The sequence below is a fragment of the Bacillus sp. FSL W8-0848 genome, assembly GCF_038007805.1.
GTDB lineage: Bacteria > Bacillota > Bacilli > Bacillales > Bacillaceae > Bacillus > Bacillus glycinifermentans.
On sequence record NZ_JBBOYB010000001.1, the window covers coordinates 2674702 to 2698762 of the forward strand.

The following is a 24061-nucleotide window of genomic DNA, read 5'->3' on the forward strand; positions in this document are numbered from 1 at the left end:
CCTATTGATCTATTGTAAAATAAATGAGACATTGATAAATCCATGACAGAGGAGACGATCATGAAAGCCGTATTTTTTGATTTAGACGACACATTGCTCTGGGATGAAAAAAGCGTCAGTACGGCATTTGCCGAAACGTGTATGAAAGCCGAAAAAAAATACGGGATCGGCTCGGATGAATTCGAAGCCGCTGTACGCCGGGCAGCGCGCGATCTTTACACATCTTATGAAACGTATCCCTACACCGTGATGATCGGCATCAATCCGTTTGAAGGGCTTTGGTCGAATTTCAGCGACCCGATCAGCGAAGGATTTCAAAAGCTGAACAAAATCGTCCCTGAATACAGAAAAAACGCATGGACAAACGGGCTGAAAGCATCCGGAATCGATGATCCCGCTTTCGGGGAAGAGCTGGGCGAATATTTTGCGGCCGTGCGCCGGAAGAGCCCTTTCGTCTATGAAGAAACATTTGCCGTTTTGGATGAATTAAAAGGAAAATTCGAGCTGTTATTGCTGACAAACGGTGATCCGAGCCTGCAAAGAGAAAAATTGGCCGGCGTGCCTGAGCTTGCCCCTTATTTCAAGGAAATCGTCATTTCCGGAAATTTCGGAAAAGGGAAGCCTGACCCGAGCATTTTTGAACACTGTCTTCATCTTCTCGGCATTGCGAAAGAAGACGCCGTGATGGTCGGGGATAATTTGAACACAGATATTCTCGGCGCATCCAGAGCAGGCATTCAGACCGTCTGGGTCAACCGCAAAGGCAATGTGAACGAAACCGAAGTAAAACCCGACCACGAAATCCGTCATTTAAGCGAACTGTTCGATATTCTGGCCGCAAAAAAAGCATGACTCCGAATGGAATCATGCTTTTTTTCGTTTTATTTTCTTGCTTCAGCAACGGCTTTTTTTACGAAATCTTCAAGCGAAACCGTTTCTGATTTTTGCTCTCCGTATTTGCGGACATTGACCGCTTCGTTTTCGGCTTCCTGGTCGCCCACGACGAGCATGTACGGAATCTTTTGCATTTGCGCTTCACGAATTTTATAGCCGATCTTTTCATCGCGGCTGTCGACTTCAACGCGCAATCCTTCGCGCTGCAACCGTTCCTGGACTTGTTTTGCGTAGTCAAGGTGCGCGGACGGCGATACAGGGATCACCTGGAACTGCACCGGCGCAAGCCATGTCGGAAGCGCGCCTTTATGCTCTTCAATTAAGAACGCCACAAAGCGCTCCATTGTCGATACGACGCCCCTGTGAATAACGACAGGACGGTGCGGTTTGCCGTCTTCGCCGACATATGTCAGGTCAAATCTTTCAGGAAGCAGGAAGTCAAGCTGAACGGTTGACAGCGTTTCTTCTTTGCCGATCGCTGTTTTGACTTGAACGTCGAGCTTCGGTCCGTAGAACGCCGCTTCTCCTTCCGCCTCATAGTAGTCGTGCCCCATCTCATCCATCGCTGCTTTCAGCATCGATTGCGCTTTATTCCACATTTCGTCATCATCATAATATTTCTCGGTATCCTCCGGATCGCGGTAAGACAGGCGGAATGTATAGTTGTTTAATCCGAAGTCTTTGTACACGTCTTGAATCAAGCGGACGGTGCGGATGAATTCTTCCTTGATCTGATCCGGACGGACGAAAATATGTGCGTCATTCAGCGTCATGCCGCGGACGCGCTGGAGTCCTGAAAGCGCACCGGACATTTCGTAGCGGTGCATCGTTCCGAGCTCTGCGATCCGGATCGGCAGCTCGCGGTAGCTGTGAATGTCGTTTTTATAAATCATCATGTGATGCGGGCAGTTCATCGGACGAAGCGTCAATGTTTCATTGTCCATTTCCATCGGCGGGAACATCGTATCCTGATAATGATCCCAGTGGCCCGATGTTTCGTAAAGCTCCTTGCTTCCGAGCACAGGCGTATAAACATGCTCATAGCCGAGGGCGATTTCTTTATCGACGATATAGCGCTCGATGACGCGTCTGATCGTCGCGCCCTTCGGAAGCCAAAGCGGCAGCCCCTGGCCGACTTTTTGCGAAATCGCGAATAATTTTAATTCTTTTCCGAGCTTTCTGTGATCGCGTTCTTTCGCTTCTTCAAGCAGGCGCAGATGCTCTTCAAGGTCGGCTTTTTTGAAGAACACCGTACCGTAGATGCGCTGCAGCATCTTATTGTTGCTGTCGCCGCGCCAGTATGCGCCGGCAAGGCTGAGCAGCTTGAACTCCTTGATTTTTCCCGTCGACGGAACGTGGACGCCGCGGCACAAATCGAAGAACTCGCCTTGCTCATAGATCGATACCGTCTCTCCTTCAGGAATCGCATCAAGCAGCTCCAGTTTCAAGTCGTCGCCGATTTCGGCGAACCTTGCTTTCGCTTCTTCGCGGCTGACCTCTTTTCTGACGATCGGCAGATTTTCTCCGATGATTTTTTTCATCTCTTTCTCGATTTTCGGGAGATCTTCCGGTGTGAGCGCTTCTTCCAGGTCAACATCATAGTAGAAGCCGTTTTCGATCACAGGGCCGACGCCGAGCTTGACGTTTTGATAAAGCCGCTTAATCGCCTGGGCCATTAAGTGTGCAGTGCTGTGGCGCATGATTTCAAGCGCTTCGTCGCTGCCTTCCGTAATGATCTCAATCGCGCCGTCCTCATGGATCGGTGTGCGCAGATCGATTTCTTTGCTGTTTAATTTTCCGGCGATGGCCTTTTTCTTTAAGCCGGGACTGATCGATGCCGCGATATCTTCTGTTGTCGTCCCTTTTGCAAACTCCTTAACCGCTCTGTCAGGAAATGTGATTTTTACCATATCTGACATCCTAGTCACTCCTTTTTTATGCAAAATAAAAACCCCGCCCCCTAAGAAAGGGACGAGGATTAATAAACGGAATTCGTGGTTCCACCCTTTTTCCCGAAAACGCAGAAAATCGCCTGCCTTTTTCGGCTCTCGGTTCTGTAACGGGAAGCCCCGTCAGTCATTACTTGACAATACGCCGTTCACAACTGATGTTCAAAGGTGGTAAAAAAATGATCCTTGGTTAAGAGACTCGCAGCCTTGGTCTCCCTCTCTGCCAACCGGTGTTCATTTTTTCGTGTCCTTATCAATACATGGAATGTAAAGTTTACAATGTATTATAAATCGTTTTGCAAGCAAAATCAAGAACGCTCTTCCAAAATGTTTTCCTGCGGATGAAAGGATTCAAGAGAAAAAATCCGGACCCGTTCCTGAAAAATATTTTGGATCGTCTGTACCATGGCATGCTCGCTGTTTTTCGTATACAGGTCGATTTTTTTCGGAGCGATCGACACGAGCGGAGCGAGCAGATGGGAATCGATATACATCGGGTGTTCTCTCACGAACCGCCTGTCTATGTATTTTTTTTGTTCCCGCTCTGAAATATATTTCAATTCCCACAGTACAAAATGGCCGTCATGCACGATGCGCACATGATCGAGCACCGGCTCTTTCCTCGTCACGTAGTCTCTCAGCGATTGAATGAACGTCTGGTATTCCTGTTCCATTTTGTATTCATCGATCGCCGCCTCGACATACCCTTTTAATCGCTCATAATATTTTCCGAGCCGGAACGTCATGAAGGAGCGAATCGAAAAGACGTTTTCTTCAAGACAGATCGTCTTGAGCTCCTGCTCGATGAAATATTCGCGAGGGGTATCATCATGATTTAGCGGAAGACCTTCGAGCTCCCCCTCCATGATACTGTGGGCCAGCTGCAGAATCTGCTGCTGCTCATCCCGGTCCAAAAAATAGTAATCTCCTTCAATGACCGAAAGCATGTATTCGTCTTCTTTGCACTCCGTAAAAAATCTCGTCAAAATCGGCTGGATGTATTCCTGAATACTGACAGAGGAATGGGTCTTTTCAATTCCGATCTTCCCTGGCGCCTCGTGAATCTTGATATGCCGGTTTTCATCCGCATTGCGAAGGAGATGCAAAAACGCGGCTGTATCATAATCATCTTCAAATGTAATTTCGAGCATGTTTGTCCCCCCTAACAACATCTGGTACATGTATATGGGCGGGACAACTAAAATAGACGTAAAAAAAGGATAAGCCTTTAATCAAGCAGCTCCTGCACTTTTTTTCTGAACAAGAGCGGAACGGTGATAAAAAGGAGGTAGATTACGGCCATGACCGAAATCGCCAGGAGGTCACCGGACATGATGCTCGATCCGAGCGCGTTTAAAATAACGGTTCCGGGGATAATGCCCGCAGCCGTGGCCGCCAAATACGACAGCGGTTTTACTTTTGATACGCCGGCCGCATAGCTGACCGCATCAAAGTGGATCGGTGCAAGCCGTAAAAGCAAAATGCTGAAAAAACCGTTCTTTTGCAAAAAAGCGCGGAACGCATCAAGCTTCAAAGGCATGTTTTTCATGTTTCCGCCGAGCTTGTATGCAACGGCAAACGATAAAAACGCTCCGCCGGCGGCTCCTATAAAAGAATACAGAGATCCATAGACCGAGCCGAATGCGAGTCCGCCGCCTACGGCAAAAACGGAGGCGGGCAGAAGCAAAAACGGCCTGACCATTAATAATCCGATATACATGAGCGGGGCAAAAACGCCGAAGGATAGAACACCTTCCCTGATATGGCTTGGATTCAGATTGAAGTACTTTGCGTTAAACCACAATCCGGCAGCCGCTATCGCCAGCACCGCCGCCCACTTTGCGAGGGCTTTTTTCGGCATATCCTCATCTCCTGGTATGAAAGGGAATTATTGACGGCGGTTCTTTCCATCAAGACGGATGGGCGTAGCCAGGTACAGCACCCGCTCCATCAGCCTTGCCGCCTTTACATCTTCTTTTTCCCCTCTTTGGGAATACGTAAAATGATGCTTCAGCTCATCCGGGTCAAAGTTTGAAGAGAAAAACGTCGGCAGCTGCTGGGCCATTCTGTGCTGAAGAATCGTGCCGATCACTTCATCCCTGACCCAGCTTGACATGGACTCTGCTCCGATATCATCCAGCAAGAGGACAGGCGTTGATTTCACCATATCCAGCTTTTCCTCCAATGATTGGTCGTGAATCGCGTTTTTCAGCTCCCTGACAAACTCGGGAACATAAACGAGAATCGACGGATGGTCCTTTGAAGCAAGCTCATTGGCGATGGCCGCCAGCATAAAGGTTTTTCCGACGCCGAATCTCCCATGGATATAAATTCCTTTTCCCTTTCCCGTCTCATTATAGTCGTGGAAGAATTCAGTCGCAAGCTGAAGAACTTTCAGCCTGCTCGGATCGTCTCCGTCAATATCCGCAAATGTAGCTTCCAATAGATCCTTTTGAATGTAGATGCTTTTGATCAATGAACGCTGTCTTTCCCTTTCATCGGCTTTTCGCTTTTCAGGGCATGTGTCATACTGAACGTCAATCGTTTTTCCGTTCAGCACAAGCTTTGGATAAAACCCCTGAATCAGGTTTTTGCATTCTTTCAGGCTTGGACAGCCGCTGCATGCTTTGCTTTGCTGCGTAAATTCATACAGCTTGTTCAAGCTTCTCTCAATCATTCCTTCGTCCACTTCCGTCCGGTGCGTTTTCAGAAATTCCTGAACATCATGGTCGGAAAGGACTTTTTTCTTCATATCCTCAAGGCGCTTTTGGAAATCAGGCCTTGTCGTCACGCCTTGTAAAGCTCGTTTAATCGGCTCCATACCTCTTGTTCACCTCACTTTTTAAAGGGCGGAATGGTTTCTCAGTTTCTTTACTTCTTCGAGCAGCTTTTGCTTTTGCAATTCAAAATCTTCCTTGCTTGCCGCAGTCTGCTCATCCTTAGGCAGTGCTTCGGCCGCCTCGTTTTGCAGCCAATCCGGCAGCTTCTCTTCCCTGATGACTTTTTTATTCCCCTGCTTTTTCTTTCCTTGCGCCCATTCGAGATATTGACGGTTTTCTTCTTTTGCGAGCTTCATCGCTTCCCTTACCGTCTTCACTTTTTTTCTTGCCCAGTGGGAAGCGATTTTTTGAATGTAGTTTTTCGAAAGCTTCATATCGGTCCGGAGCATGACATAATAAATCAGGACATTGATGACGCCCGGCTCAAGCTTTTGGTCAAGCATGATTTCTTCGATGATTTTTAAATCGGCTTTGGAAGGCTCCGCCCCCCCGGCTATATCCTGAAGCAGTTTTCTCGGGGACACCTGTTCCAAAAGGGCGATCAACGTTTCTTCCTTTGACGCCGGCTGTTCATTCGTATGCTCGCGCAGCCTGAGCGGCTGAACCTTGTCGACAAGCTCGGGCAGCAGGCCGTTTCTTTCGATCTGATACCAGTCGCTCGCCGCTTTCCTCAGCGCTTCTGTCGTGATCATATCATGTTCGTCAACGGCTGACATGACGACGTTCTGCATATCGAGCGGCTCGATTCCGTAGAGAAAAGCAAGTTTTTTAATCGTTTCTTTTACTTGGCCGGTCAGCGCCTTTCTTGGAATCAGCGTTTCGGACAGCCCTGCCAGAAACAGCTGAAAATCAAACGCGTCGTCTGTCACCGTGACCGGTTTGCTTTGCCCCTCTTTTGTATATTCCCGGTCATCCGCAAGCTTCATAGCGTCCGCCATATCATCCGAAAGCTTCCATTCGCTCGGCTGCACGGCTGCAAAGACTTCGTTGAACGAGCGCGTGACATCACGCGCCTCTTCAGGCACTGACGGATGAGAAAAATAATCTTTCAGCTGCTGGAACCGCGCTTTTCCGACACGGTTGTACAAAAACACATTCAGCATTCCGTCCTGAAAGAACTCGTCCGGTCTGAGCGGCGCGATCAATTCGTATATAAATAAGCGTTCCTGCTCCGTTTCTTTTACATATGTCTTCAGCAGTCCGATTCCCTCAAGTTTTTCTTTTTCGGCGTGAATCGTTTTCAGGCTGGCCTGCATCGTCCCCATCAGCTGCCTGTGGGTCGAGCTGTTCCCCCATATCCTGTTTTGCTCAAGCTCTCCCCAGAGCGTAAAAAACAGGCTGAGCGAGAAAGACCCGATCAAAGGCTGATACAAAAGGGTGACAATTTGCCGGTCCAAATCCTGAAGCAGCCCGTGGCTCTTGACGACGTAAGGATCAACGGGAAGCAAATCTTTCCAGTAATTACTCATATCGATTGTCAACCTTCCAATTTGTTTCTTGTCCTCATTTTACACCTTTTTTCGGGCAGGATGTCATCCGCCCGCGATTTTTGTCATGAGAAAAGAGCTGGATCAAGTTTTCAGCTCTTTACCGTTCTTTCTTTATTAAATCTTTCAGTTCCTCGATAAATACGTTGATATCCTTAAACTGGCGGTATACCGACGCAAATCTGACGTATGCGACCTCATCGATTTTCGCCAGGCGGTCCATCACCATTTCGCCGATATTCTCGCTTTTCACTTCTGAAACGCCTTGGTTTCTAAGCTCTTTTTCGATTTCAAAGCAAATATCTTCAAGCTGCTTTAAAGCGACAGGCCGCTTTTCGCACGCTTTGATCAAGCCGCGGAGCATCTTCTCCCGGCTGAATTCTTCACGGATTCCTTCTTTTTTAACGACGATCAGCGGAATTTCTTCCACCTTTTCAAATGTTGTAAACCTGTAACTGCAAGATTCGCATTCGCGTCTTCTGCGAATCGATCTGCTTTCATCAACGGGACGGGAGTCCAAAACCCTCGTCCCATTATGCTGACACGCTGGACATTTCATTTTTTCAGCTCCCTATTCAGTTGTTTCATTTTACAGCAGGAGCCAGCTTTCGGTCCAATTCCCGATAAACCGACGAAACCATGCTGCGGCTGTATCCAAAATCAGTCGGCATAACCGTTTCCGTCGATACATTAAAATCTACCGCTGTCTCAAAAGGGCGGATCGATACGACAGTCGCCACCAAAAAAGCCTTTTTCGGCTTTGTAATCTCTGCGCTTATTTCCCCTCTTTCTTCCGACACCGAAGTGACGGTGCAGCCGCCCATTCCGTCCAGCACTTCTGCTACGGCTTCCAGGGCCTGTTTTGCAGTCGCTTTATAGTAACGGCTCCTCAGCTCGTCCAAATGATGATGGTCGGATGTTTCGGCATGGGTCGAAAAAAATCCCTGAACCTTTTGGAAAACGCTCATACGCCATATCCCCTTTGCCTTTCTTCTCTATATTTTATTAAAAAAACTCTCTATTTCCAAGAGAAAACAAAATGGCAAAAGAATACGGGCGACATTTTGCAGGAAATGAAAAAGGAGCGGATCTAAAAAGCGGTTTTCGCTTTTTCATCCGGCTCCTCTTAAAAGGCATTAAAGCGCCTGTGCTTTGGCTTTTGCCTGCTTGATCTGTACAGGCCCCATGCCTCTTGGTATTTCGATATTCTCTCTTGTTTCCGCTCTTAATTCTTCTGCGATGTAATCCGCAGCAATGTTCGGATCTAAATCTCCGCAAGTATAAACATCAATGCTGGCATATCCGTGTTCAGGAAAGCTGTGGATGGTCAGATGAGATTCAGAAATAATGACAACCCCGCTTACACCTTGAGGCGCAAACTTATGAAACGCAACCTCCCGCACCTCAGCACCTGATTTCAGTGCAGCATTTACGAACGTTTTTTCAATAAAATCCATGTCATTCAGCTTATCAAAATCGCATCCCCACAGTTCGGAGATGACGTGACGCCCCATTGTTTCCATAGCATGGACCCCCCTTAACAAGAATTAAAAAGTGAATTTCCAAGCAACTAAACCGGTCATTTACCACGGGGGAAAGTTAGTCCGGAGAGGTCCTAACCCTTTAAGTAATGCCGAAGCGCTCACGACTAGAAGTTCACGAAAAATAGTATACTTTGTTTGAATATTTTTTGCAAGGCGGTTTTGATGGTTAAGGGGTTTTTTATTTTTATCCGTCCATGCTTTTATTTTATACAGCTGATGGATGTTTCATTCTCGACGCAACGTATCTGATGAGATCGACGACCCTGCACGAATATCCCCATTCATTGTCATACCATGCAAGCACTTTCATTTTCCTGTTTTCGAGCACCATCGTTGACAGGCTGTCAATGACCGCAGAAAACGGATTTGTATTAAAGTCCGAAGACACGAGCGGCTCATCGCATACATCGATAATTCCGGCCATGGAACCCGCTGCCGCCATACGGAACGCCTCATTGATGTCCTCGGCGGTTACATCGCTTTTTAAATCCGCTACAAGATCAACGAGAGAAACGTTTGGAACAGGCACCCGCAAAGCAAGGCCGTGCATTCGTCCTTTTAAATGAGGCATGACGAGCGACAGCGCTTTTGCTGCTCCGGTGGTCGTCGGAATGATCGAAGAACCGCAGGCGCGCGCTCTCCGCAGGTCTTTGTGCGGATTATCGATATTTTTTTGATCGTTTGTAAAGGCGTGTACGGTCGTGACAAGGCCGTTTTCAATTCCGAACGCATCATCAAGCACTTTTGCAACGGGCGCCAGGCAATTCGTCGTACAGGACGCGTTCGAGATGATCGCATGGCGCTCAGCATCAAAGTCCCCTTCATTAACGCCCATGACGATCGTAATGTCCTCATTTTTTCCGGGCGCCGTTAAAATCACCTTTTTCGCTCCCGCTTCAATATGAGCTTCAGCTTTTTCTTTCGAGTTAAACTTCCCGGTTGCTTCAACGACGATATCGATTTCATGCTCTGCCCACGGAAGCAGCTTCGGATCCCTCTGGCTCGTCAGCAGCACCTTTTTGCCGTTTACCAAAAGATGATCGCCGCAAGCTTTCACATCGGGCTCATACCGTCCGTGATTTGTGTCATACTTTATCAAATGAGCGAGCGTTTCCGCAGGGTAGCTCGCATTGATCACCGCAATATCGATCTGATCATCAAGCATCGCTTTTCTAAACACCATTCTGCCGATGCGGCCGAATCCGTTTATCGCAATTTTTACCTTCATCAAACAAACACCCCTTATTTTTATGTCATTCCATATCATGTTTTATTCAAAATAAGTATAACACATTATAAGATTTTAGCTATACCATTTATTCTTTTTCAGGTAAAATGCGCACGATAAACTATGGATTAGCTGTTTTACGGGCTAAAAAAAGAGAGCACGGGAATTCCCGCGCTCACTTTTTCAGATGCGACCATGCTTCAATCAGCTCCTGAAGCTGGTTTTCGGTATCGTTCAGGCCGCCGCTGTTATCGATGACGGCGTCTGCTTTTTTTCTTTTTTCATCAAGCGGAAGCTGGGCATGAATCCGATTCAGCGCCTCTTCTTCGCTTAGTGAATTTCGTTTCATCAGCCGCTCGAGCTGAAGCTCTTTTGGCACCCAGACGACGAGCACCTTGTCTGTCAGGTGCTCAAGCCCGCTTTCGTATAAAAGCGGAATATCGAGAACGACAAAACGCTCTCCGGCCTGAATGGCCTCATCCCGCTCTTTGATCATCGTTTTTCTTACTTCGGGATGGACGATCGCATTTAATTGCATCCTTTTGTCTTCGTTTTGAAATACAAGTTCTCCGAGTTTTTTCCGGTCGATCCCGCCGTTGTCAAGGAGCACGCCCTCCCCGAATGTTTCAGCGATTTTTCGATATGCCGGCATTCCCTTTTCGACGGCTTCTTTCGCAATGACGTCCGCGTCGACAACCGTGATGCCGCGCTTCTGAAACATGTGCGCGACAGTGCTTTTTCCGCTGGCGATACCGCCGGTTAATCCGATGACCAAAGTCATTAGGCCCACACCCCTCTTTACAGTTTCCAAATTCCGATCAAAATCAGCATGATGCCGGGAAGAAACGTCAGTTTATTCATCCAGTTCCACCTTGATAAAAAGCGCCCGGCCTGAATGCCCATAAATACGAACAAAGAGCTCATGACGGAGACCGTCACGCTCATCGGAGCGGGCGGAAATCCCAGCGCAGCTGCCCCGATTCCCGCACCGAAGGCATCGATTGAGAGGGCAAAACCGAGCAGGAAGGCCTCGATGCCTGTGATGATGCCCGATTTATCGATGTCCGCGCTCGTCGGCGTCCTTAATATATGGATGACGATTCCGAGCGATTTCAATTCAAGATTCACGAGCGTTTTCTCTGAGAGAGAATGTTCCTGGTCTTTCTCCGGCCTGAAAAACTGATACAGCACCCAAGCGCCGATCCCCATTAAAATAATGGCCCCGAGCCTTTCCGTCAAAACGACGGGAAACAGCTTCATCAAAAGGGTGCCGATCATCATGGAGACCAGCATGACGGCTCCCGAGCAGCAGGCGATAATCAAAATCGCTTTGAAAGGAATCTTCAGCTTTCTTAACCCGTAAGTAAATCCGACTGAAAAACTGTCCAGGCTGACAGCAATAGCCAGCAGCAAGAAAGATGCAAACATCATATCCGGTTCTTCCTTTCTGTTGATGCGGCGGTGTAGTTTTAGCCTTAACAGCTTTATAGGCTTCTTATATATATGAGTGATAAGAACCGTCCGTGTATTGTTTCACTTAGAAAGTTTTTAACCGGCTGTGAATGCCTGGACAGATTTGCCCTATTTATTTTTTTTGGCACTTCATGCAAAAATGCGTGCCTCTTCCTCCGACGACCGTTTTTTCGATCGCGGATCCGCACTTTTTACAAGGTTCGTCTTTTCGGCCGTAGACGTAGAGCTTAAGCTGAAACATGCCGATTTCTCCTTGCGAATTGATGTAAGACCTGACCGTGCTTCCGCCTGCTTCAACAGCTTCTTTCAGCGTTTTGACGATTTCTTCATGCAAAAGGGCGGTCTGTTTTTTTGTCAGCTTGTTCGCGGTAGTTTCCGGATGGATGCCGGCCCTGAAGAGCGCTTCATCTACGTAAATGTTTCCCAGTCCGACGACTGTCCGCTGATCGAGCAGCGCCGTTTTCACAGATCGGCTCGTTTTCTTGAGACGCTCTCTTAAATACTGGGCGGTAAACTCGCCGCTGAACGGCTCCGGACCGAGCTGCCGGAGAGGCAGCTCAGTTTGTTCTTCACCCGGCGCAAACAAGTGCATCGTACCGAATTTCCTGACATCCCGGTAGCGGAGCTCCGTTCCGTCCGTAAATCTGAAAATGACATGCACGTGCTTATCAATAGGCTCATCGCCTTTGTGAAGCCCGTATTTTCCTTCCATTCTCAAATGTGAGACCATGACAAAATGATCGAGATGAAACAACAAAAACTTCCCTCTTCTGTCAATCGACTGAATCGTTTCGCCTATAAGAAGCCTTGCAAACTCCTCAGGTTCTGCCGGGCGTTTAATGATATTCGTCCATCTGATTTCCACGGAATCGATCGTTTTTCCTGCGACAAGTCCGGCAAGAGTGCGCCGGACGGTTTCGACTTCTGGCAACTCCGGCACATCATCACTTCCTTTTCATTATTTCGCGTCATACCATGAAGGCCCTGAGGCATAATCGACTTTTAGCGGCACATCAAGCTGCAATGCGTTTTCCATCACTTCGGGCACCAGCTTTTCAAGCTCTTTGATTTCCTCTTCGGGCGCTTCAAATATTAATTCATCGTGCACCTGCAATAGCAGTTTTGCCTTGAGATTTTTCTCTTTCAGCTTTTGCGCCATGGCGATCATCGCTTTTTTGATGATATCAGCGGCGCTTCCCTGGATAGGGGTGTTCATTGCTGTCCGTTCGGCAAAGCTGCGCAAATTGAAGTTACGGCTCGTTAATTCCGGAATGTATCGTCTCCGGCTCAGCAGAGTCGTAACATAGCCCTTCTGCTTTGCTTCCTGAACGGTTTCGTCCATGTATTCTTTGACTCCCTTGAAGCTGTTGAAATAGCGTTCAATAAACGCAGCGGCTTCCTTCCTTGTGATCCCGAGATTTTGGGAAAGCCCGTAATCGCTGATGCCGTATACGATTCCGAAGTTGACGGCTTTCGCCTGCCTTCTCATGGCAGGCGTGACTTCATCTTCAGGTACGTGAAACACATCCATCGCCGTTTTCGTGTGAACGTCCATGTCATTTGTAAAGGCTTCGATCAAGTTTTTGTCTTTTGAAATGTGGGCAAGCACCCTCAGCTCGATTTGCGAGTAATCCGCCGCAAACATGAGCCAGCCCTTTTGCGACGGAACAAATGCCTGCCTGATTTTCCGGCCTTCTTCAAGGCGGATCGGGATATTTTGCAGGTTCGGATCCGTCGAGCTGAGCCGTCCGGTCTGGGTCAAAGCCTGGTTAAAGCGGGTGTGCACCTTATGCGTATCCTTCCTGATGACTTTTAACAGCCCTTCGACATATGTTGACTGCAGCTTGCCGATTTGCCTGTAATGAAGAATGTCCTCGATGATGACATGCTTATCGCGGAGCTTTTCCAAAACATCCGCTGATGTGGAATAGCCCGTTTTTGTTTTTTTTACGACCGGCAGTCCGAGCTTTTCAAATAAAATCACGCCGAGCTGCTTTGGCGAGTTGATGTTGAACGTTTCACCGGCTGACTCATGGATTTTCTTTTCGTATTCCTTCAGTTTTCCCGACAGCTCTTCACCCATTTTTTTCAGCCTGTCGACATCGACCTGGACGCCGGTGGATTCCATTTCGCCAAGGATCTGGGCAAGCGGCATTTCGAGCTCTTCAAACAGCTCAAGCTGCTCGTTTTTTTCCAATTCGTCAAGCAGCGTTTCGCGGAGCATCGTAATCGCCTCCGCTTTTCTGCCTAGATGGTCGGCAAGTTCATCCTCGCCGGGTACAGCCTGTTTGGCGCCTTTTCCATAGACCGCTTCATCGGTGGAGACGACGTTCAGCTGATGTTCCTTTGCCACGCTTGCGACATCGTCATACGTATGTCCCGGATTGATGATATAGGCTGCAAGAAGGACGTCAAATTCGGCCCCTTTCAGCTCGATTCCGTGCCAGCGCAGGGCGACGGCGGCGCGTTTTGCGTCAAACACCCATTTCTTTTTCGACTCATCCTCAGCCCATTCCTTAAAGCGGTCAGAACCTATGGCCGTTTCAGTCGGAATGAAGAATGTGCCGTTTCCATTGGCGATGGAAAAACCGAGGATCGGCGCTTCATGATAATTGTCCCCGAGCTGTTCGACGACAAACGAAGCAGGTGATGCAAACAATTCCTCCGTGATGGACGTCTGAATCGTCACATTGATGTCTTCAAACCGCTCTTCCTCTTTTTCGGCCGGTTCTTCGCCAAGCCGCTCAAGCAAAGAGTTAAAGCCGAGGTCCTTAAAGAGCTTGATGACCGCTTCTCTGTCATAGCCTTCATACCCGAGCGAGTCGAGACCGACTTCGATCGGCGCGTCTGTCATGATCGTCGCAAGCTCCTTGCTCATCAGCGCCTGTTCTTTAAATTCGCTCAGCTTTTCTTTCAGCTTTTTGCCGCTCACTTCGTCTATTGACGATAATAGCTCTTCAACCGTATGGAACTGCTTTAACAGCTTGATCGCCGTTTTTTCGCCGATGCCCGGCACTCCGGGAATGTTGTCTGAGGCATCGCCCATCAAGCCTTTCATGTCGATGATCTGGCCGGGGGAAAGGCCGTATTTTTCCTGAATGTGGTCAGGCGTATAATATTCGACATCGGTAATCCCTTTTTTCGTGATGGCCACCGTTGTTCCTTTTGTCGCAAGCTGCGTCAAATCTTTGTCACCGGAAAAAATCTTGACTTCAAAACCGTCTTCTTCTGCTGATTTGGCAAGCGTTCCGATGATATCGTCAGCCTCGTAGTTTTCAAGCTCGTACCTGGAAATGCGGTAGGCGTCCAAAAGCTCCTGAATAAACGGGAATTGCTCGGAAAGCTCCGGCGGCGTTTTTTGCCTGCCGCCTTTATATTCTTTAAACGTTTTATGCCTGAACGTCGTCTTTCCCGCATCAAATGCGACAAGCATGTGTGTCGGTTTTTCTTCTTCGAGCATTTTCAGCAAAATCATCGAAAAACCGTACACCGCGTTCGTATGTATCCCTTTTTCATTGCTGAGAAGGGGCAGAGCGAAGAACGCACGGTATGCCAGGCTGTTTCCGTCAACCAATACTAATTTTTTTCTCTCAGTCATTTTTATCCTCCTAAGAAGCCGGTATGGAAGCTTCCATTCACTTCATGCTCATATTTTGCTTATTTTATTTTAGCAAAGTTCATTTTGAAAGGAAAATCGGGAGTCCTTTTAAAACAAACAAAAAAAGGGACGCGTGATGATCTCGCGTCCGTCCATTTGGCTCCTTGGATGAAGGGGTTCACTTATGATCCTATCAATCAAGTTTTAAAAGTGTATATAAAAGTTGTAAAGCCTTTGTAAAGATTGCTCATTCTCAATGTGGCGCGCGTTTCAAGCGGACTGTAAACACGGTCCCTTTCCCCTGCTCGCTTTCAACATCGATTTCTCCGTGATGCGCTTCAACCAAATGTTTGACGATTGCAAGGCCGAGCCCCGTGCCTCCCGAATTTCTGCTTCTGTCTTTATCGATCCGGTAAAACCGTTCAAAAATTCTCGGGATTTCCGCTTTTTTGATGCCGATGCCCGTATCCTTCACCTTCACTTGGACCGCATCTTCAAGCACCTCGGCAGAAATGGTCACACTGCCGGCCTCCGGCGTGTATGTGAGGGCATTGTTGACCAGATTTAAAAAAATCTGCTTCAGCCTGTGCGGATCTCCCGATGCGATGGCCGATTCTTCCGGCTTTTCGAGCTTCAGCGCGATTCCTCTTTCCTCCGCCTTATTTTTTAACAGCATTTCAATCTCTGCAAGGATTTCACCGATGTCGCAATCCTGGATATTCAAGGTGAAGTTTTGCTGTTCGATTTTGGAAAGGTCCAATAGGTCCTGAATGAGGGTTTCCAGACGCCCGCTTTCTTTTAAAATAATCGAGAGAAATTGCTGCAGGGTTTCCCGTTCGTTCATGGCTCCGTCAAGCAGCGTCTCAGTGAACCCCTTTATCGATGTAATCGGCGTTTTCAGCTCATGGGAGACGTTGGCGACGAAATCCTTCCTCATTTCTTCAAGCTGCTTTCTCTCCGTCATATCGTGAAACACGAGGACGATTCCCTTCCATTCATCATTCATGCCGATGATCGGAACCCCGTCGACTTCAAAATATCTTCTTTCAATCCGGATCGGCAAATGAAACATTTTGCGGACCTTTGTTTCGGTCATGAAAATTTCTTCTATAAGATTGATAATTTCCTCATGCTCCAGCACCTCGTGGTAAAAATGGTAAAGAAGCTGGTCGGCTTGAACGTGAAACTGTTTTTGGTAGGCTCTGTTCACAAGATGAATATAGCCTTTCCCATCGATTAAAATCAGTCCGGAGTCGATATTTTCGATCACGGTTTGCAGCCGGTCGCGCTGCATTTCCTGAGCCCTTGTCATATCCTGCAAATTCTGGGCCAGCATATTGATCGACTGGCTCAGCATCGTTTCATCTTCGTTAAATGTTCTTGCATTATAGTTTCCTTTTGCAAGCTCAATCGCAACTTGAGTCGCGGATTCGATCGGATTGGTATATTGCGAGGTGATTCTTGCCCCGAGGCCCGCTATGATCAGAAACGCCGTTCCGAGGCTGACGCCGAGAAGAATCCAGATCTTTTGGTTGATGCCGGCGTCGGGATCGACAGGCGAATCGATCAGGACATAACCGTAGATCTCTCCTCCTTTTTCCAGCGGCTGTGCAAAGCTGAAGCGCGAGTCATCATCCGGGTTGATCCGGACGCCTTCACCTCTATTTTTTGATTGAACCGCTTTTTTTATGGCGGATTGATCAGGACGGCCGCCAAAATGAAAAAGAACCTGACCTTTTGTATCTATCAGCGATACAGCACTGTCGAGTTCACGGCTTGCTTTTTGCAATCGTTCGCCTTGCTCCGGAGACTGAAGGTGATCGGTGTCCGAAAGGCCGGCGATGAATTCTGCTTCTTTTTTGATGCGGCTTTCCAGCTTTTCATCGTAAGACGTATGAAACAAGTGCACGAGCAGAAAGCCGAGTGAAGCAAACACGAGAATCAAGAGCGACAGCAGGGCAGCCAGAAGCCGGGTCCGGAATTTAATCATTCAGTTTCGGCTCCTCCATTTTGTAGCCAAGACCTCTGATCGTTTTAATGTATTCAGGTTTTTTTGTGTTTTTTTCAATCTTATCGCGCAGGTGGCTGATATGGACGTCGACGATCCTCGTATCCCCTGCAAAATCATAATTCCAGACAGCATTCAAAAGCAGGTCTCTCGTCAGCACTCTTCCTTTATGCTTTCCAAGATATAAAAGGAGCTCAAATTCCTTCGGCGTGAGCTCGAGCCGCTCATTTTGGAAATACACCTCATAATGTTCAGGCAGTATTTTCAGCTCGCCGATGATCAGTTCGCCGGCATCCGCTTCCTCTGCTTCCTCCTGATGAACAGGCACCGTCTGCGTTCTCCGCAAGATCGCCTTGACCCTTGCCGTAACCTCCCTTGGGCTGAACGGCTTTGTCATGTAGTCGTCCGCACCGAGTTCAAGGCCAAGCACCTTATCGAATTCATCGTCTTTTGCGGTAAGCATCAATATCGGATACATCAGCTTCTGCTGCCTGAGCTCCTTGCAGACCTCGATTCCGTCCATTTTAGGGAGCATCAGATCGAGCACGATCAGATCCGGCTTCTCCTCTATCGCCTTTAATAAGCCGGCTTCTCCGTCCATGGCCGTGACGACCTGGTAGCCGGACCGTTCAAGATTATATTTTAGAAGGGTAACAATTGATTCTTCATCGTCTACAACTAATATCTTTTTGCTCATGACACGCCTCCAGGCTTCATATTTCCCCGACATCTCTATCTCTCTTTTTTGATTCATAAACGTTTTCACTCTTATTGTAACGAAAGCCTGTCTGTTCGACAATTTGATTTTTTCTGTGTATTACATAAACTTTATAATTTCGGTAAAACAGCCGGCGCCGGTCCCGTAAGTACGAAAAATTGCGAGAACGTAAAAGACGAAAATGTACGGGAAGCTCATTATCATTAGGTATATGCCGGGAGCCTGTATTTATGTCTTTCCGTTTTCATTTTTGCCCGTTTGGAAGGCAAAAAAACAGGAAGGCCCGTGTAAGAAGCCTTCCTGCGGTGATTGACCTATGAGAGAACTTTCATGACGTTTTTCACAGATTGGACAGACTTATCAAGCTGACTTTTTTCGAAATCCGTCAATTCAAGCTCAATGATCTTCTCAAGACCGTTTCCTCCGATGATGGTCGGTACGCCGAGATAGATTCCTTCATAGCCGTATTCGCCTTCAAGGTAGGCGATCGTCGGCAATACGCGGCGCTGGTCTTTCAAGATCGCTTCAACCATTTCCGTCAGCGAAGCGGCCGGCGCATAATACGCGCTTCCGTTCCCTAACAGATTGACAATTTCTCCCCCGCCTTTTCTCGTTCTTTCGACAATCGCATCGATGCGGTCTTTTGGAAGAAGCGTTTCAAGCGGAATACCGCCCGCATATGAATAGCGGACAAGCGGCACCATATCATCCCCATGGCCGCCGAGTACAAAGCCCGTGATGTCCTTGACGGAAAGATTCAGCTCTTGAGCGACAAACGTTCTGAATCTGGCCGTATCCAAAACGCCGGACTGGCCGATGACCCGCTCTTTCGGAAAACCGGATTCTTTGTATACGGCATAAGTCATCGCATCAACAGGGTTCGTCAAGACGATGATGATACAGTCCGGAGAGTATTTGACGACCTCTTTCGTGACGCTTCTCATGATTTTTTCGTTTGTAGCGACCAGGTCGTCCCTGCTCATTCCGGGTTTTCTTGCGATACCCGCGGTGATCACGACGATGTCGGAATCAGCCGTATCTTCGTAATTTGCCGTGCCAGTGATATTGGCGTCAAACCCTTGGACCGGGCTCGATTCAAGCATATCGAGCGCTTTTCCTTTCGTAGGGTTTTCCAGCTGCGGAATATCGACCAATACGACATCGGCCAATTCTTTTTGCGCCGTCAGAAATGCAGTGGTTGCACCCGTGAAACCCGCTCCGATAACAGATACTTTATTTCGCTTCTTACCCATTTTTTCTACCCCTTTAAATGATTGTATTTGGATAAAACTTGCCGTTTAAGACATGTTTTTAATGAGCTCGTCTCCGAACTCAGAGCATTTCACTTCTGTCGCTCCGTCCATCAAACGGGCAAAGTCGTAAGTGACGACTTTTGATGCGATCGTTTTTTCCATCGCCTGAATGACAAGATCTGCGGCTTCATTCCAGCCTAAATGCTCAAGAAGCAGGACGCCGGAAAGGATGACTGAGGATGGGTTGACCTTGTCAAGACCTGCATATTTAGGAGCCGTGCCATGAGTCGCTTCAAAAATGGCATGTCCTGTTTCATAGTTGATGTTCGCTCCAGGCGCAATCCCAATTCCCCCGACTTGGGCGGCAAGAGCGTCAGAAATATAATCCCCGTTTAGGTTCATTGTCGCTACGACATCAAATTCTGCCGGACGCGTCAGAATCTGCTGAAGGAAAATGTCGGCGATGCTGTCTTTAATGATGATTTTTCCAGCCGCTTCAGCTTCGCTTTGCGCTTTATTGGCAGCGTCTTTTCCGTCTTTTTCGGCAATGCGGTCATATTCGGCCCATGTAAATACTTTATCGCCGAATTCTTTTTCAGCCACTTCATATCCCCAGTTTTTAAAGGCACCTTCAGTGAATTTCATGATGTTTCCTTTGTGAACGAGGGTCACGGATTTGCGGCCGTGCTCAATCGCATACTCGATTGCCGCTCTGACAAGTCTTGATGTTCCTTCTTCAGAAACCGGTTTGATGCCGATGCCTGACGTTTCAGGGAAACGGATTTTATTGACGCCGAGCTCGTCTTTCAGGAAGGAAATCAGCTTTTTCACTTCATCGGAGCCTTTGGCGTATTCAATGCCCGCGTAAATGTCTTCAGTATTTTCGCGGAAGATGACCATGTCTGTATCTTCAGGGCGTTTAACCGGAGAAGGAACGCCTTTGAAATAGCGGACAGGACGTAAGCATGTGAACAGGTCAAGCTCCTGTCTGAGCGCAACGTTTAACGAGCGGATTCCGCCCCCTACCGGTGTCGTTAAAGGACCTTTGATGGCGATGAGATATTCGCGGATCGTGTCAAGCGTTTCCTCCGGAAGCCATTCGCCCGTTTTGTTAAATGCCTTCTCACCGGCATAGACTTCTTTCCAAGTGATTTTCTTTTCGCCTTTGTATGCTTTTTCAACGGCTGCTTCCAAAACCCTTGAAGCCGCTCTCCAAATATCAGGACCGGTTCCGTCTCCTTCAATAAACGGGATGATCGGGTTATTTGGAACGTTTAATACTCCGCCAGAGACTGTAATTTTTTCACCTTGTGCCACAATAAAACCTCCCATGTTATGTAATGCAATATTGAAAAACATTTGTTTCCTCCTAAACAAGAGGACAAGCATGTTTTTTCATAGATTCATACGTTCATTTGCAAACCGCGGGTGCAAGAGGCCGCCCCCCGTGAAGTGCGGACAGCCTCTTCCTCCATCCGTTCAGCTTCTTTCTTCAATCGGAATGAACTTCTGCATGTCCGGCCCCGTATAATCGGCTCGCGGACGGATCAGACGGTTGTTTTCATACTGTTCGAGAATATGCGCCAGCCAGCCTGACACCCTGCTGATCGCGAAGATAGGAGTGAATAAATCATGGTCGATTCCTAAGCTATGATAAACCGAAGCAGAGTAAAAGTCTACGTTTGGCGGGAGCTTTTTTTCAGTTGTGACAATTTGCTCAGTCCGCTCAGAAATGTCGAACCATTTGCTCTCACCGGTTAAATTCGTCAGCCGTCTGCTCATTTCCTTGAGGTGCTTGGCCCGCGGATCGCCCTGACGGTATACGCGGTGGCCGAATCCCATGATCTTTTCTTTCTTTTCGAGCTTGGCATGAATATAGGAATCTACGTTTTCTACATCGCCAATCTCTGTAAGCATTTTCATAACTCCTTCGTTTGCACCGCCGTGAAGCGGGCCTTTCAAGGCTCCGATCGCAGCCGTGATTCCGGAATACACGTCTGAAAGCGTAGCCACGCATACCCGTGCCGTAAATGTAGAGGCGTTCAGTTCATGGTCCGCATGGAGAATCAATGCTTTATCAAAGGCTTCCACTTCCACAGGGGCAGGCTCTTTTCCGTTCAGCATGTAGAGAAAATTGGCGGCAACGCCGAGTTCAGGATTTGGTTCGATTGGCTCAAGCCCTTTGCGGATTCTTGAAAAAGCAGCGACAAGAGTCGGCATCTTGGCTTGCAGGCGAACCGCTTTTCTGTAGTTTGCTTCCGCATCCATCTGGTCAGCTTCATCGTCATACAGCCCCAATAAAGAAACGGCTGTGCGGATCGCTGCCATCGGATGGACTTTTCGATTTGAATAGGATTTGAAATGATCAATTAATTCGTTGGGGATACCGGCATTTTCAGAAAGCTGCTTTTTAAGTTCTTCAAGCTCGGCTTTGTTTGGCAGCTTTAAATGCCAAAGCAGGTATACGATTTCTTCAAAGCTTGCGTTTTCTGTCAAATCATCGATGTTATACCCTACGTATGTAAGAGTATCATCAATAATTGAGCTTACGGATGACGTAGTAGCGACTACCCCTTCAAGGCCGCGTGTTGCTGTCATATACATCTCTCCCTTTTTTTAAAAATTTCCCCTTTTAAAATTAAACCAAAACCTTGGAGCAAACACAACGCAGACTGTATGCACCCTCTTTGTCCCAAAAAGAAAATGCTTACATTTTAATTGTTTTTCAAATAAAACAATCGTGCGTCTTTATACCATTCAATACTCCGATATGCTTAATAAAGATTAAGCGTATTTATATTATAACAATTATCAGACATTTGTTAAATGTTTAACTATAGTTTTTTTTTCTTATTTTTTGAGATTGCTGTCTTCTATTTACAGATTTTTAGTAGTTTCAGCCGTTTTATTTATATTCAATTATGTTTTTTTGAAAAAATACGGCCCTGAAATTTTTTTAGAGACGAAACAAAACATCCCCTTTTCACAAAGGGGATGTCGAAAAAATTCAGGATCTATGATGTAAAATACTGGACGATCTGCATAGCAAGGTATGCGATGCCCGCCCCGATTAAAGGGCCGACTGCGACGCCCTTGAATAACGCGACAGCCAAAATCGTTCCGAAAACAAGGGCGGTGGTGATATGCGGGTCGTCCGCCAGCAGCGTGATGCCGTTTTTGGCGATCAATGCAACGAGAATCCCGGCTCCAAGGGCGATCCACGCATAATACGATTTCATCGCTTCTCCGAGCTGCTTAAACCCGATCTCCCCGGTGGCGATCGGTACAAGAACGGCAATCGTAATGACCGTAACGCCCCAGTTGATTCCCTTTGACTGAATCGCGGGAAACAGCTTTTGGTCGAGCCCGATCAGCTTGATGACCAAAAGCACTGCGACGGCAAATATGAGAGACTGGTTTTTCGCTATTAAAGCGACCGCCAGCAAAAGAAGCAAAAATAAATTGGCTTGTGTAAACATGTGTTTCATCTCCATTTTTTAATGACCTGTCTCATAATCGCAAGACTCATGAATAAAATGAAAAAAAGGACACGCTTTTTTCGCGGGAGGATTTTAGAATTGAATCAATCCTATGTAACAATTGCGCTCCGGGCATGCTGTGTGCTTTTCTTGGCGGCAGCGGCCGGAATAGCCGGATACTACTCTTTTCCGTTAACCTATCCCTTTGTGATCGCTCTTATTCTGGCCATCATCATCAACCCTTTTGTGGAATGGCTGGAAAAATGGACGGGATTTCCGCGGGGCGTTAATGTGGGCATCGTTCTCGTCGGCTTTTTGACCGCGGGGGCCGGCTTTATGACACTCGTCGTTGCCGAAATTGTCTCCGGCGCCGCATATTTGGCCAAAGTGCTGCCCGCTCAATTTCAAAAAGCAGCTTTTTATGCCGAGCGTTTTTTCACCGATCAGATTATGCCGCTTTATAACCAGCTTGCCGCATTTTTTGACGGACTGGATGCCGGCCAGCAGGAATCGATCATTGCCCAGATCGAGAATGTAGGAAGCGAATTCGCTTCCGGCACCGCATCATTTCTTTCCAAAATTTTAGAAATGGTCCCGCTCTTTTTCGCCTTTTTGCCGAACATGGCGGCCGTGCTGATTTTTTCGCTCCTTGCCACCTTTTTCATCAGCAAGGATTTGCACAAATTGAAAAAATGGGTGCAGACGGTTTTGCCTGGCCGTCTGATCAGAGGGGGAATGGCGGTTTATGCCGAACTAAAAAAAGCGGTGGCCGGCTTTTTGAAAGCTCAAGCTTTGCTCGTTTCGATCACGATGCTCCTCGTCCTGATCGGCCTTATCATACTGAACATCAATCACGCTGTGGCGATTGCTTTTTTTATCGGGCTTGTCGATCTTCTTCCGTATTTAGGAGCAGGATCGGTATTTGTCCCCTGGATTTTATATTTGGTGATCACGAAGCAGCTTCCGCTTGCCATCGGCATCGGCGTTTTGTATATCGTTGTCCTGACATTCAGGCAGCTTGCCGAGCCTAAAATATTGAGCAGGTCGATCGGAATTCATCCTTTGGGCGTATTGATCGCCCTTTTTGCCGGCATCAAGCTGTTTGGTTTTCTCGGATTGATCATGGGGCCCGCTCTTTTCGTTCTGATTCAGGCCCTCTTTACAACAGGTATATTCAAGGAAATCTGGTTTTTTATTAAAGGAAGCCAAAAATAAACGACAATCCGCTATACAGCAGGCTGCCGCTATACATTATTTAATAATTTTTATCCGTCTTCCTTCAGACATTTTTTTCAGCCTGCGTGATAAAAACGGTTTTAGCCGATTGCGCGTCAGCGGAAGCAGGAGCAACAAGCCGATCATGTCGGATAAAAACCCGGGAAGCAAAAGCAGCATGCCGCCGACAAAAATGCACAGCCCGTCTAACATCGCATCACCCGGCATCTTCCCGTATTGCAGATCACGCTGGACTTTATGGTAAATCTCTATGCCCTGTTTTTTAGCGAGAGCCGCACCGAGAAAACCCGTCAAAATGATCAGCAGCACGGTCGGCAAAACGCCGATCGATTTTGCGGACAATAGGAACAGACCGATTTCACATGCCGGAAAAATAATGAGAAACAACAGGAAAAACTTCATCGTTTTCACCTC

22 protein-coding genes are annotated in these 24061 nt (G+C 47.5%); 2 read left to right on the forward strand and 20 right to left on the reverse strand.

Annotated elements, in window-relative coordinates; all coding sequences use genetic code 11:
- The first annotated feature begins 60 nt into the window (after positions 1–60).
- Positions 61–852 carry an HAD family hydrolase gene (locus NSQ39_RS14070; protein ID WP_175076787.1) on the forward strand — a complete coding sequence of 264 codons (792 nt, stop codon included), beginning with the start codon at positions 61–63 and terminating at the stop codon, positions 850–852.
- 29 nt (positions 853–881) lie between these two features.
- On the opposite strand, the gene thrS is transcribed toward NSQ39_RS14070, so the two are convergent.
- The 19 genes from thrS to NSQ39_RS14165 form a co-directional block, all read right to left on the reverse strand.
- Positions 882–2813 (reverse strand): threonine--tRNA ligase, encoded by a 1932-nt coding sequence (gene thrS, locus NSQ39_RS14075; RefSeq protein WP_175076788.1) that lies wholly within the window; start codon positions 2811–2813, stop codon positions 882–884.
- A gap of 338 nt (positions 2814–3151) precedes the next feature.
- Positions 3152–3994, reverse strand: coding sequence for a putative sporulation protein YtxC (gene ytxC / locus NSQ39_RS14080; RefSeq protein ID WP_046129643.1), 843 nt, complete (start codon positions 3992–3994; stop codon positions 3152–3154).
- 77 nt (positions 3995–4071) lie between these two features.
- Positions 4072–4704 carry a TVP38/TMEM64 family protein gene (locus tag NSQ39_RS14085; RefSeq protein WP_175076789.1) on the reverse strand — a complete coding sequence of 211 codons (633 nt, stop codon included), beginning with the start codon at positions 4702–4704 and terminating at the stop codon, positions 4072–4074.
- A gap of 27 nt (positions 4705–4731) precedes the next feature.
- Positions 4732–5664, reverse strand: a complete 933-nt coding sequence (dnaI, locus tag NSQ39_RS14090) for a primosomal protein DnaI (RefSeq protein WP_046129644.1) — start codon at positions 5662–5664, stop codon at positions 4732–4734.
- 21 nt (positions 5665–5685) lie between these two features.
- Positions 5686–7092 carry a replication initiation and membrane attachment family protein gene (locus NSQ39_RS14095; RefSeq protein WP_175076790.1) on the reverse strand — a complete coding sequence of 469 codons (1407 nt, stop codon included), beginning with the start codon at positions 7090–7092 and terminating at the stop codon, positions 5686–5688.
- Between the two features lie 118 nt (positions 7093–7210).
- Positions 7211–7669 carry a transcriptional regulator NrdR gene (nrdR, locus tag NSQ39_RS14100; protein ID WP_046129646.1) on the reverse strand — a complete coding sequence of 153 codons (459 nt, stop codon included), beginning with the start codon at positions 7667–7669 and terminating at the stop codon, positions 7211–7213.
- 25 nt (positions 7670–7694) lie between these two features.
- Positions 7695–8078 (reverse strand): hypothetical protein, encoded by a 384-nt coding sequence (locus NSQ39_RS14105; RefSeq protein ID WP_046129647.1) that lies wholly within the window; start codon positions 8076–8078, stop codon positions 7695–7697.
- Between the two features lie 168 nt (positions 8079–8246).
- The gene (speD, locus tag NSQ39_RS14110; protein ID WP_046129648.1) at positions 8247–8633 is read right to left on the reverse strand and encodes an adenosylmethionine decarboxylase; all 387 of its coding nucleotides are present in this window, start codon (positions 8631–8633) and stop codon (positions 8247–8249) included.
- A 226-nt stretch (positions 8634–8859) separates the two neighbouring features.
- Positions 8860–9882 carry a glyceraldehyde-3-phosphate dehydrogenase gene (locus NSQ39_RS14115; protein ID WP_175076791.1) on the reverse strand — a complete coding sequence of 341 codons (1023 nt, stop codon included), beginning with the start codon at positions 9880–9882 and terminating at the stop codon, positions 8860–8862.
- Positions 9883–10057: 175 nt separating this feature from the next.
- Positions 10058–10663 carry a dephospho-CoA kinase gene (coaE, locus tag NSQ39_RS14120; RefSeq protein ID WP_175076792.1) on the reverse strand — a complete coding sequence of 202 codons (606 nt, stop codon included), beginning with the start codon at positions 10661–10663 and terminating at the stop codon, positions 10058–10060.
- 17 nt (positions 10664–10680) lie between these two features.
- Positions 10681–11364: a sporulation membrane protein YtaF gene (ytaF, locus tag NSQ39_RS14125; RefSeq protein WP_202049374.1), complete on the reverse strand. Its 684-nt coding sequence runs from the start codon at positions 11362–11364 to the stop codon at positions 10681–10683.
- 103 nt (positions 11365–11467) lie between these two features.
- Entirely contained in the window at positions 11468–12295 is an 828-nt protein-coding gene (mutM, locus tag NSQ39_RS14130; RefSeq protein ID WP_175076793.1) for a DNA-formamidopyrimidine glycosylase, read from the reverse strand.
- 18 nt (positions 12296–12313) lie between these two features.
- Positions 12314–14953 (reverse strand): DNA polymerase I, encoded by a 2640-nt coding sequence (polA, locus tag NSQ39_RS14135; protein WP_175076794.1) that lies wholly within the window; start codon positions 14951–14953, stop codon positions 12314–12316.
- 253 nt (positions 14954–15206) lie between these two features.
- Positions 15207–16943: a two-component system histidine kinase PnpS gene (gene pnpS, locus NSQ39_RS14140; protein WP_175076795.1), complete on the reverse strand. Its 1737-nt coding sequence runs from the start codon at positions 16941–16943 to the stop codon at positions 15207–15209.
- On the reverse strand, positions 16936–17658 hold the full coding sequence (locus tag NSQ39_RS14145) for a response regulator transcription factor (protein WP_046129655.1): 723 nt from the start codon (positions 17656–17658) through the stop codon (positions 16936–16938). Before NSQ39_RS14145 ends, pnpS begins: the two co-directional genes overlap by 8 nt.
- Positions 17659–17993: 335 nt before the next feature.
- Complete coding sequence (gene mdh / locus NSQ39_RS14150; RefSeq protein ID WP_046129656.1) at positions 17994–18932, reverse strand: malate dehydrogenase; 939 nt, start codon at positions 18930–18932, stop codon at positions 17994–17996.
- Positions 18933–18977: 45 nt separating this feature from the next.
- Entirely contained in the window at positions 18978–20249 is a 1272-nt protein-coding gene (gene icd / locus NSQ39_RS14155) for an NADP-dependent isocitrate dehydrogenase (RefSeq protein WP_175076796.1), read from the reverse strand.
- Positions 20250–20411: 162 nt separating this feature from the next.
- A complete protein-coding gene (citZ, locus tag NSQ39_RS14160) occupies positions 20412–21530 on the reverse strand; it encodes a citrate synthase (RefSeq protein ID WP_175076797.1) in 1119 nt (372 codons plus the stop codon).
- 416 nt (positions 21531–21946) lie between these two features.
- Positions 21947–22411: a DUF441 domain-containing protein gene (locus NSQ39_RS14165; protein WP_048353875.1), complete on the reverse strand. Its 465-nt coding sequence runs from the start codon at positions 22409–22411 to the stop codon at positions 21947–21949.
- Between the two features lie 99 nt (positions 22412–22510).
- Here NSQ39_RS14165 and ytvI point away from each other — a divergent pair, with 99 nt between their 5' ends.
- Positions 22511–23626 carry a sporulation integral membrane protein YtvI gene (gene ytvI, locus NSQ39_RS14170; RefSeq protein ID WP_175076798.1) on the forward strand — a complete coding sequence of 372 codons (1116 nt, stop codon included), beginning with the start codon at positions 22511–22513 and terminating at the stop codon, positions 23624–23626.
- Positions 23627–23662: 36 nt separating this feature from the next.
- Here the strand turns inward: ytvI and NSQ39_RS14175 are convergent, their stop codons facing one another.
- Positions 23663–24049: an FxsA family protein gene (locus tag NSQ39_RS14175; protein ID WP_046129660.1), complete on the reverse strand. Its 387-nt coding sequence runs from the start codon at positions 24047–24049 to the stop codon at positions 23663–23665.
- Positions 24050–24061: the final 12 nt, after the last annotated feature.

Bases quoted from the DNA above. Each gene is read 5' to 3' on its own strand.
- NSQ39_RS14070 (WP_175076787.1), top strand. From the start codon at position 61: ATGAAAGCCGTATTTTTTGATTTAGACGACACATTGCTCTGGGATGAA.
- thrS (WP_175076788.1), bottom strand. From the start codon at position 2,813: ATGTCAGATATGGTAAAAATCACATTTCCTGACAGAGCGGTTAAGGAG.
- ytxC (WP_046129643.1), bottom strand. From the start codon at position 3,994: ATGCTCGAAATTACATTTGAAGATGATTATGATACAGCCGCGTTTTTG.
- NSQ39_RS14085 (WP_175076789.1), bottom strand. From the start codon at position 4,704: ATGCCGAAAAAAGCCCTCGCAAAGTGGGCGGCGGTGCTGGCGATAGCG.
- dnaI (WP_046129644.1), bottom strand. From the start codon at position 5,664: ATGGAGCCGATTAAACGAGCTTTACAAGGCGTGACGACAAGGCCTGAT.
- NSQ39_RS14095 (WP_175076790.1), bottom strand. From the start codon at position 7,092: ATGAGTAATTACTGGAAAGATTTGCTTCCCGTTGATCCTTACGTCGTC.
- nrdR (WP_046129646.1), bottom strand. From the start codon at position 7,669: ATGAAATGTCCAGCGTGTCAGCATAATGGGACGAGGGTTTTGGACTCC.
- NSQ39_RS14105 (WP_046129647.1), bottom strand. From the start codon at position 8,078: ATGAGCGTTTTCCAAAAGGTTCAGGGATTTTTTTCGACCCATGCCGAA.
- speD (WP_046129648.1), bottom strand. From the start codon at position 8,633: ATGGAAACAATGGGGCGTCACGTCATCTCCGAACTGTGGGGATGCGAT.
- NSQ39_RS14115 (WP_175076791.1), bottom strand. From the start codon at position 9,882: ATGAAGGTAAAAATTGCGATAAACGGATTCGGCCGCATCGGCAGAATG.
- coaE (WP_175076792.1), bottom strand. From the start codon at position 10,663: ATGACTTTGGTCATCGGATTAACCGGCGGTATCGCCAGCGGAAAAAGC.
- polA (WP_175076794.1), bottom strand. From the start codon at position 14,953: ATGACTGAGAGAAAAAAATTAGTATTGGTTGACGGAAACAGCCTGGCA.
- pnpS (WP_175076795.1), bottom strand. From the start codon at position 16,943: ATGATTAAATTCCGGACCCGGCTTCTGGCTGCCCTGCTGTCGCTCTTG.
- NSQ39_RS14145 (WP_046129655.1), bottom strand. From the start codon at position 17,658: ATGAGCAAAAAGATATTAGTTGTAGACGATGAAGAATCAATTGTTACC.
- mdh (WP_046129656.1), bottom strand. From the start codon at position 18,932: ATGGGTAAGAAGCGAAATAAAGTATCTGTTATCGGAGCGGGTTTCACG.
- citZ (WP_175076797.1), bottom strand. From the start codon at position 21,530: ATGACAGCAACACGCGGCCTTGAAGGGGTAGTCGCTACTACGTCATCC.
- NSQ39_RS14165 (WP_048353875.1), bottom strand. From the start codon at position 22,411: ATGTTTACACAAGCCAATTTATTTTTGCTTCTTTTGCTGGCGGTCGCT.
- NSQ39_RS14175 (WP_046129660.1), bottom strand. From the start codon at position 24,049: ATGAAGTTTTTCCTGTTGTTTCTCATTATTTTTCCGGCATGTGAAATC.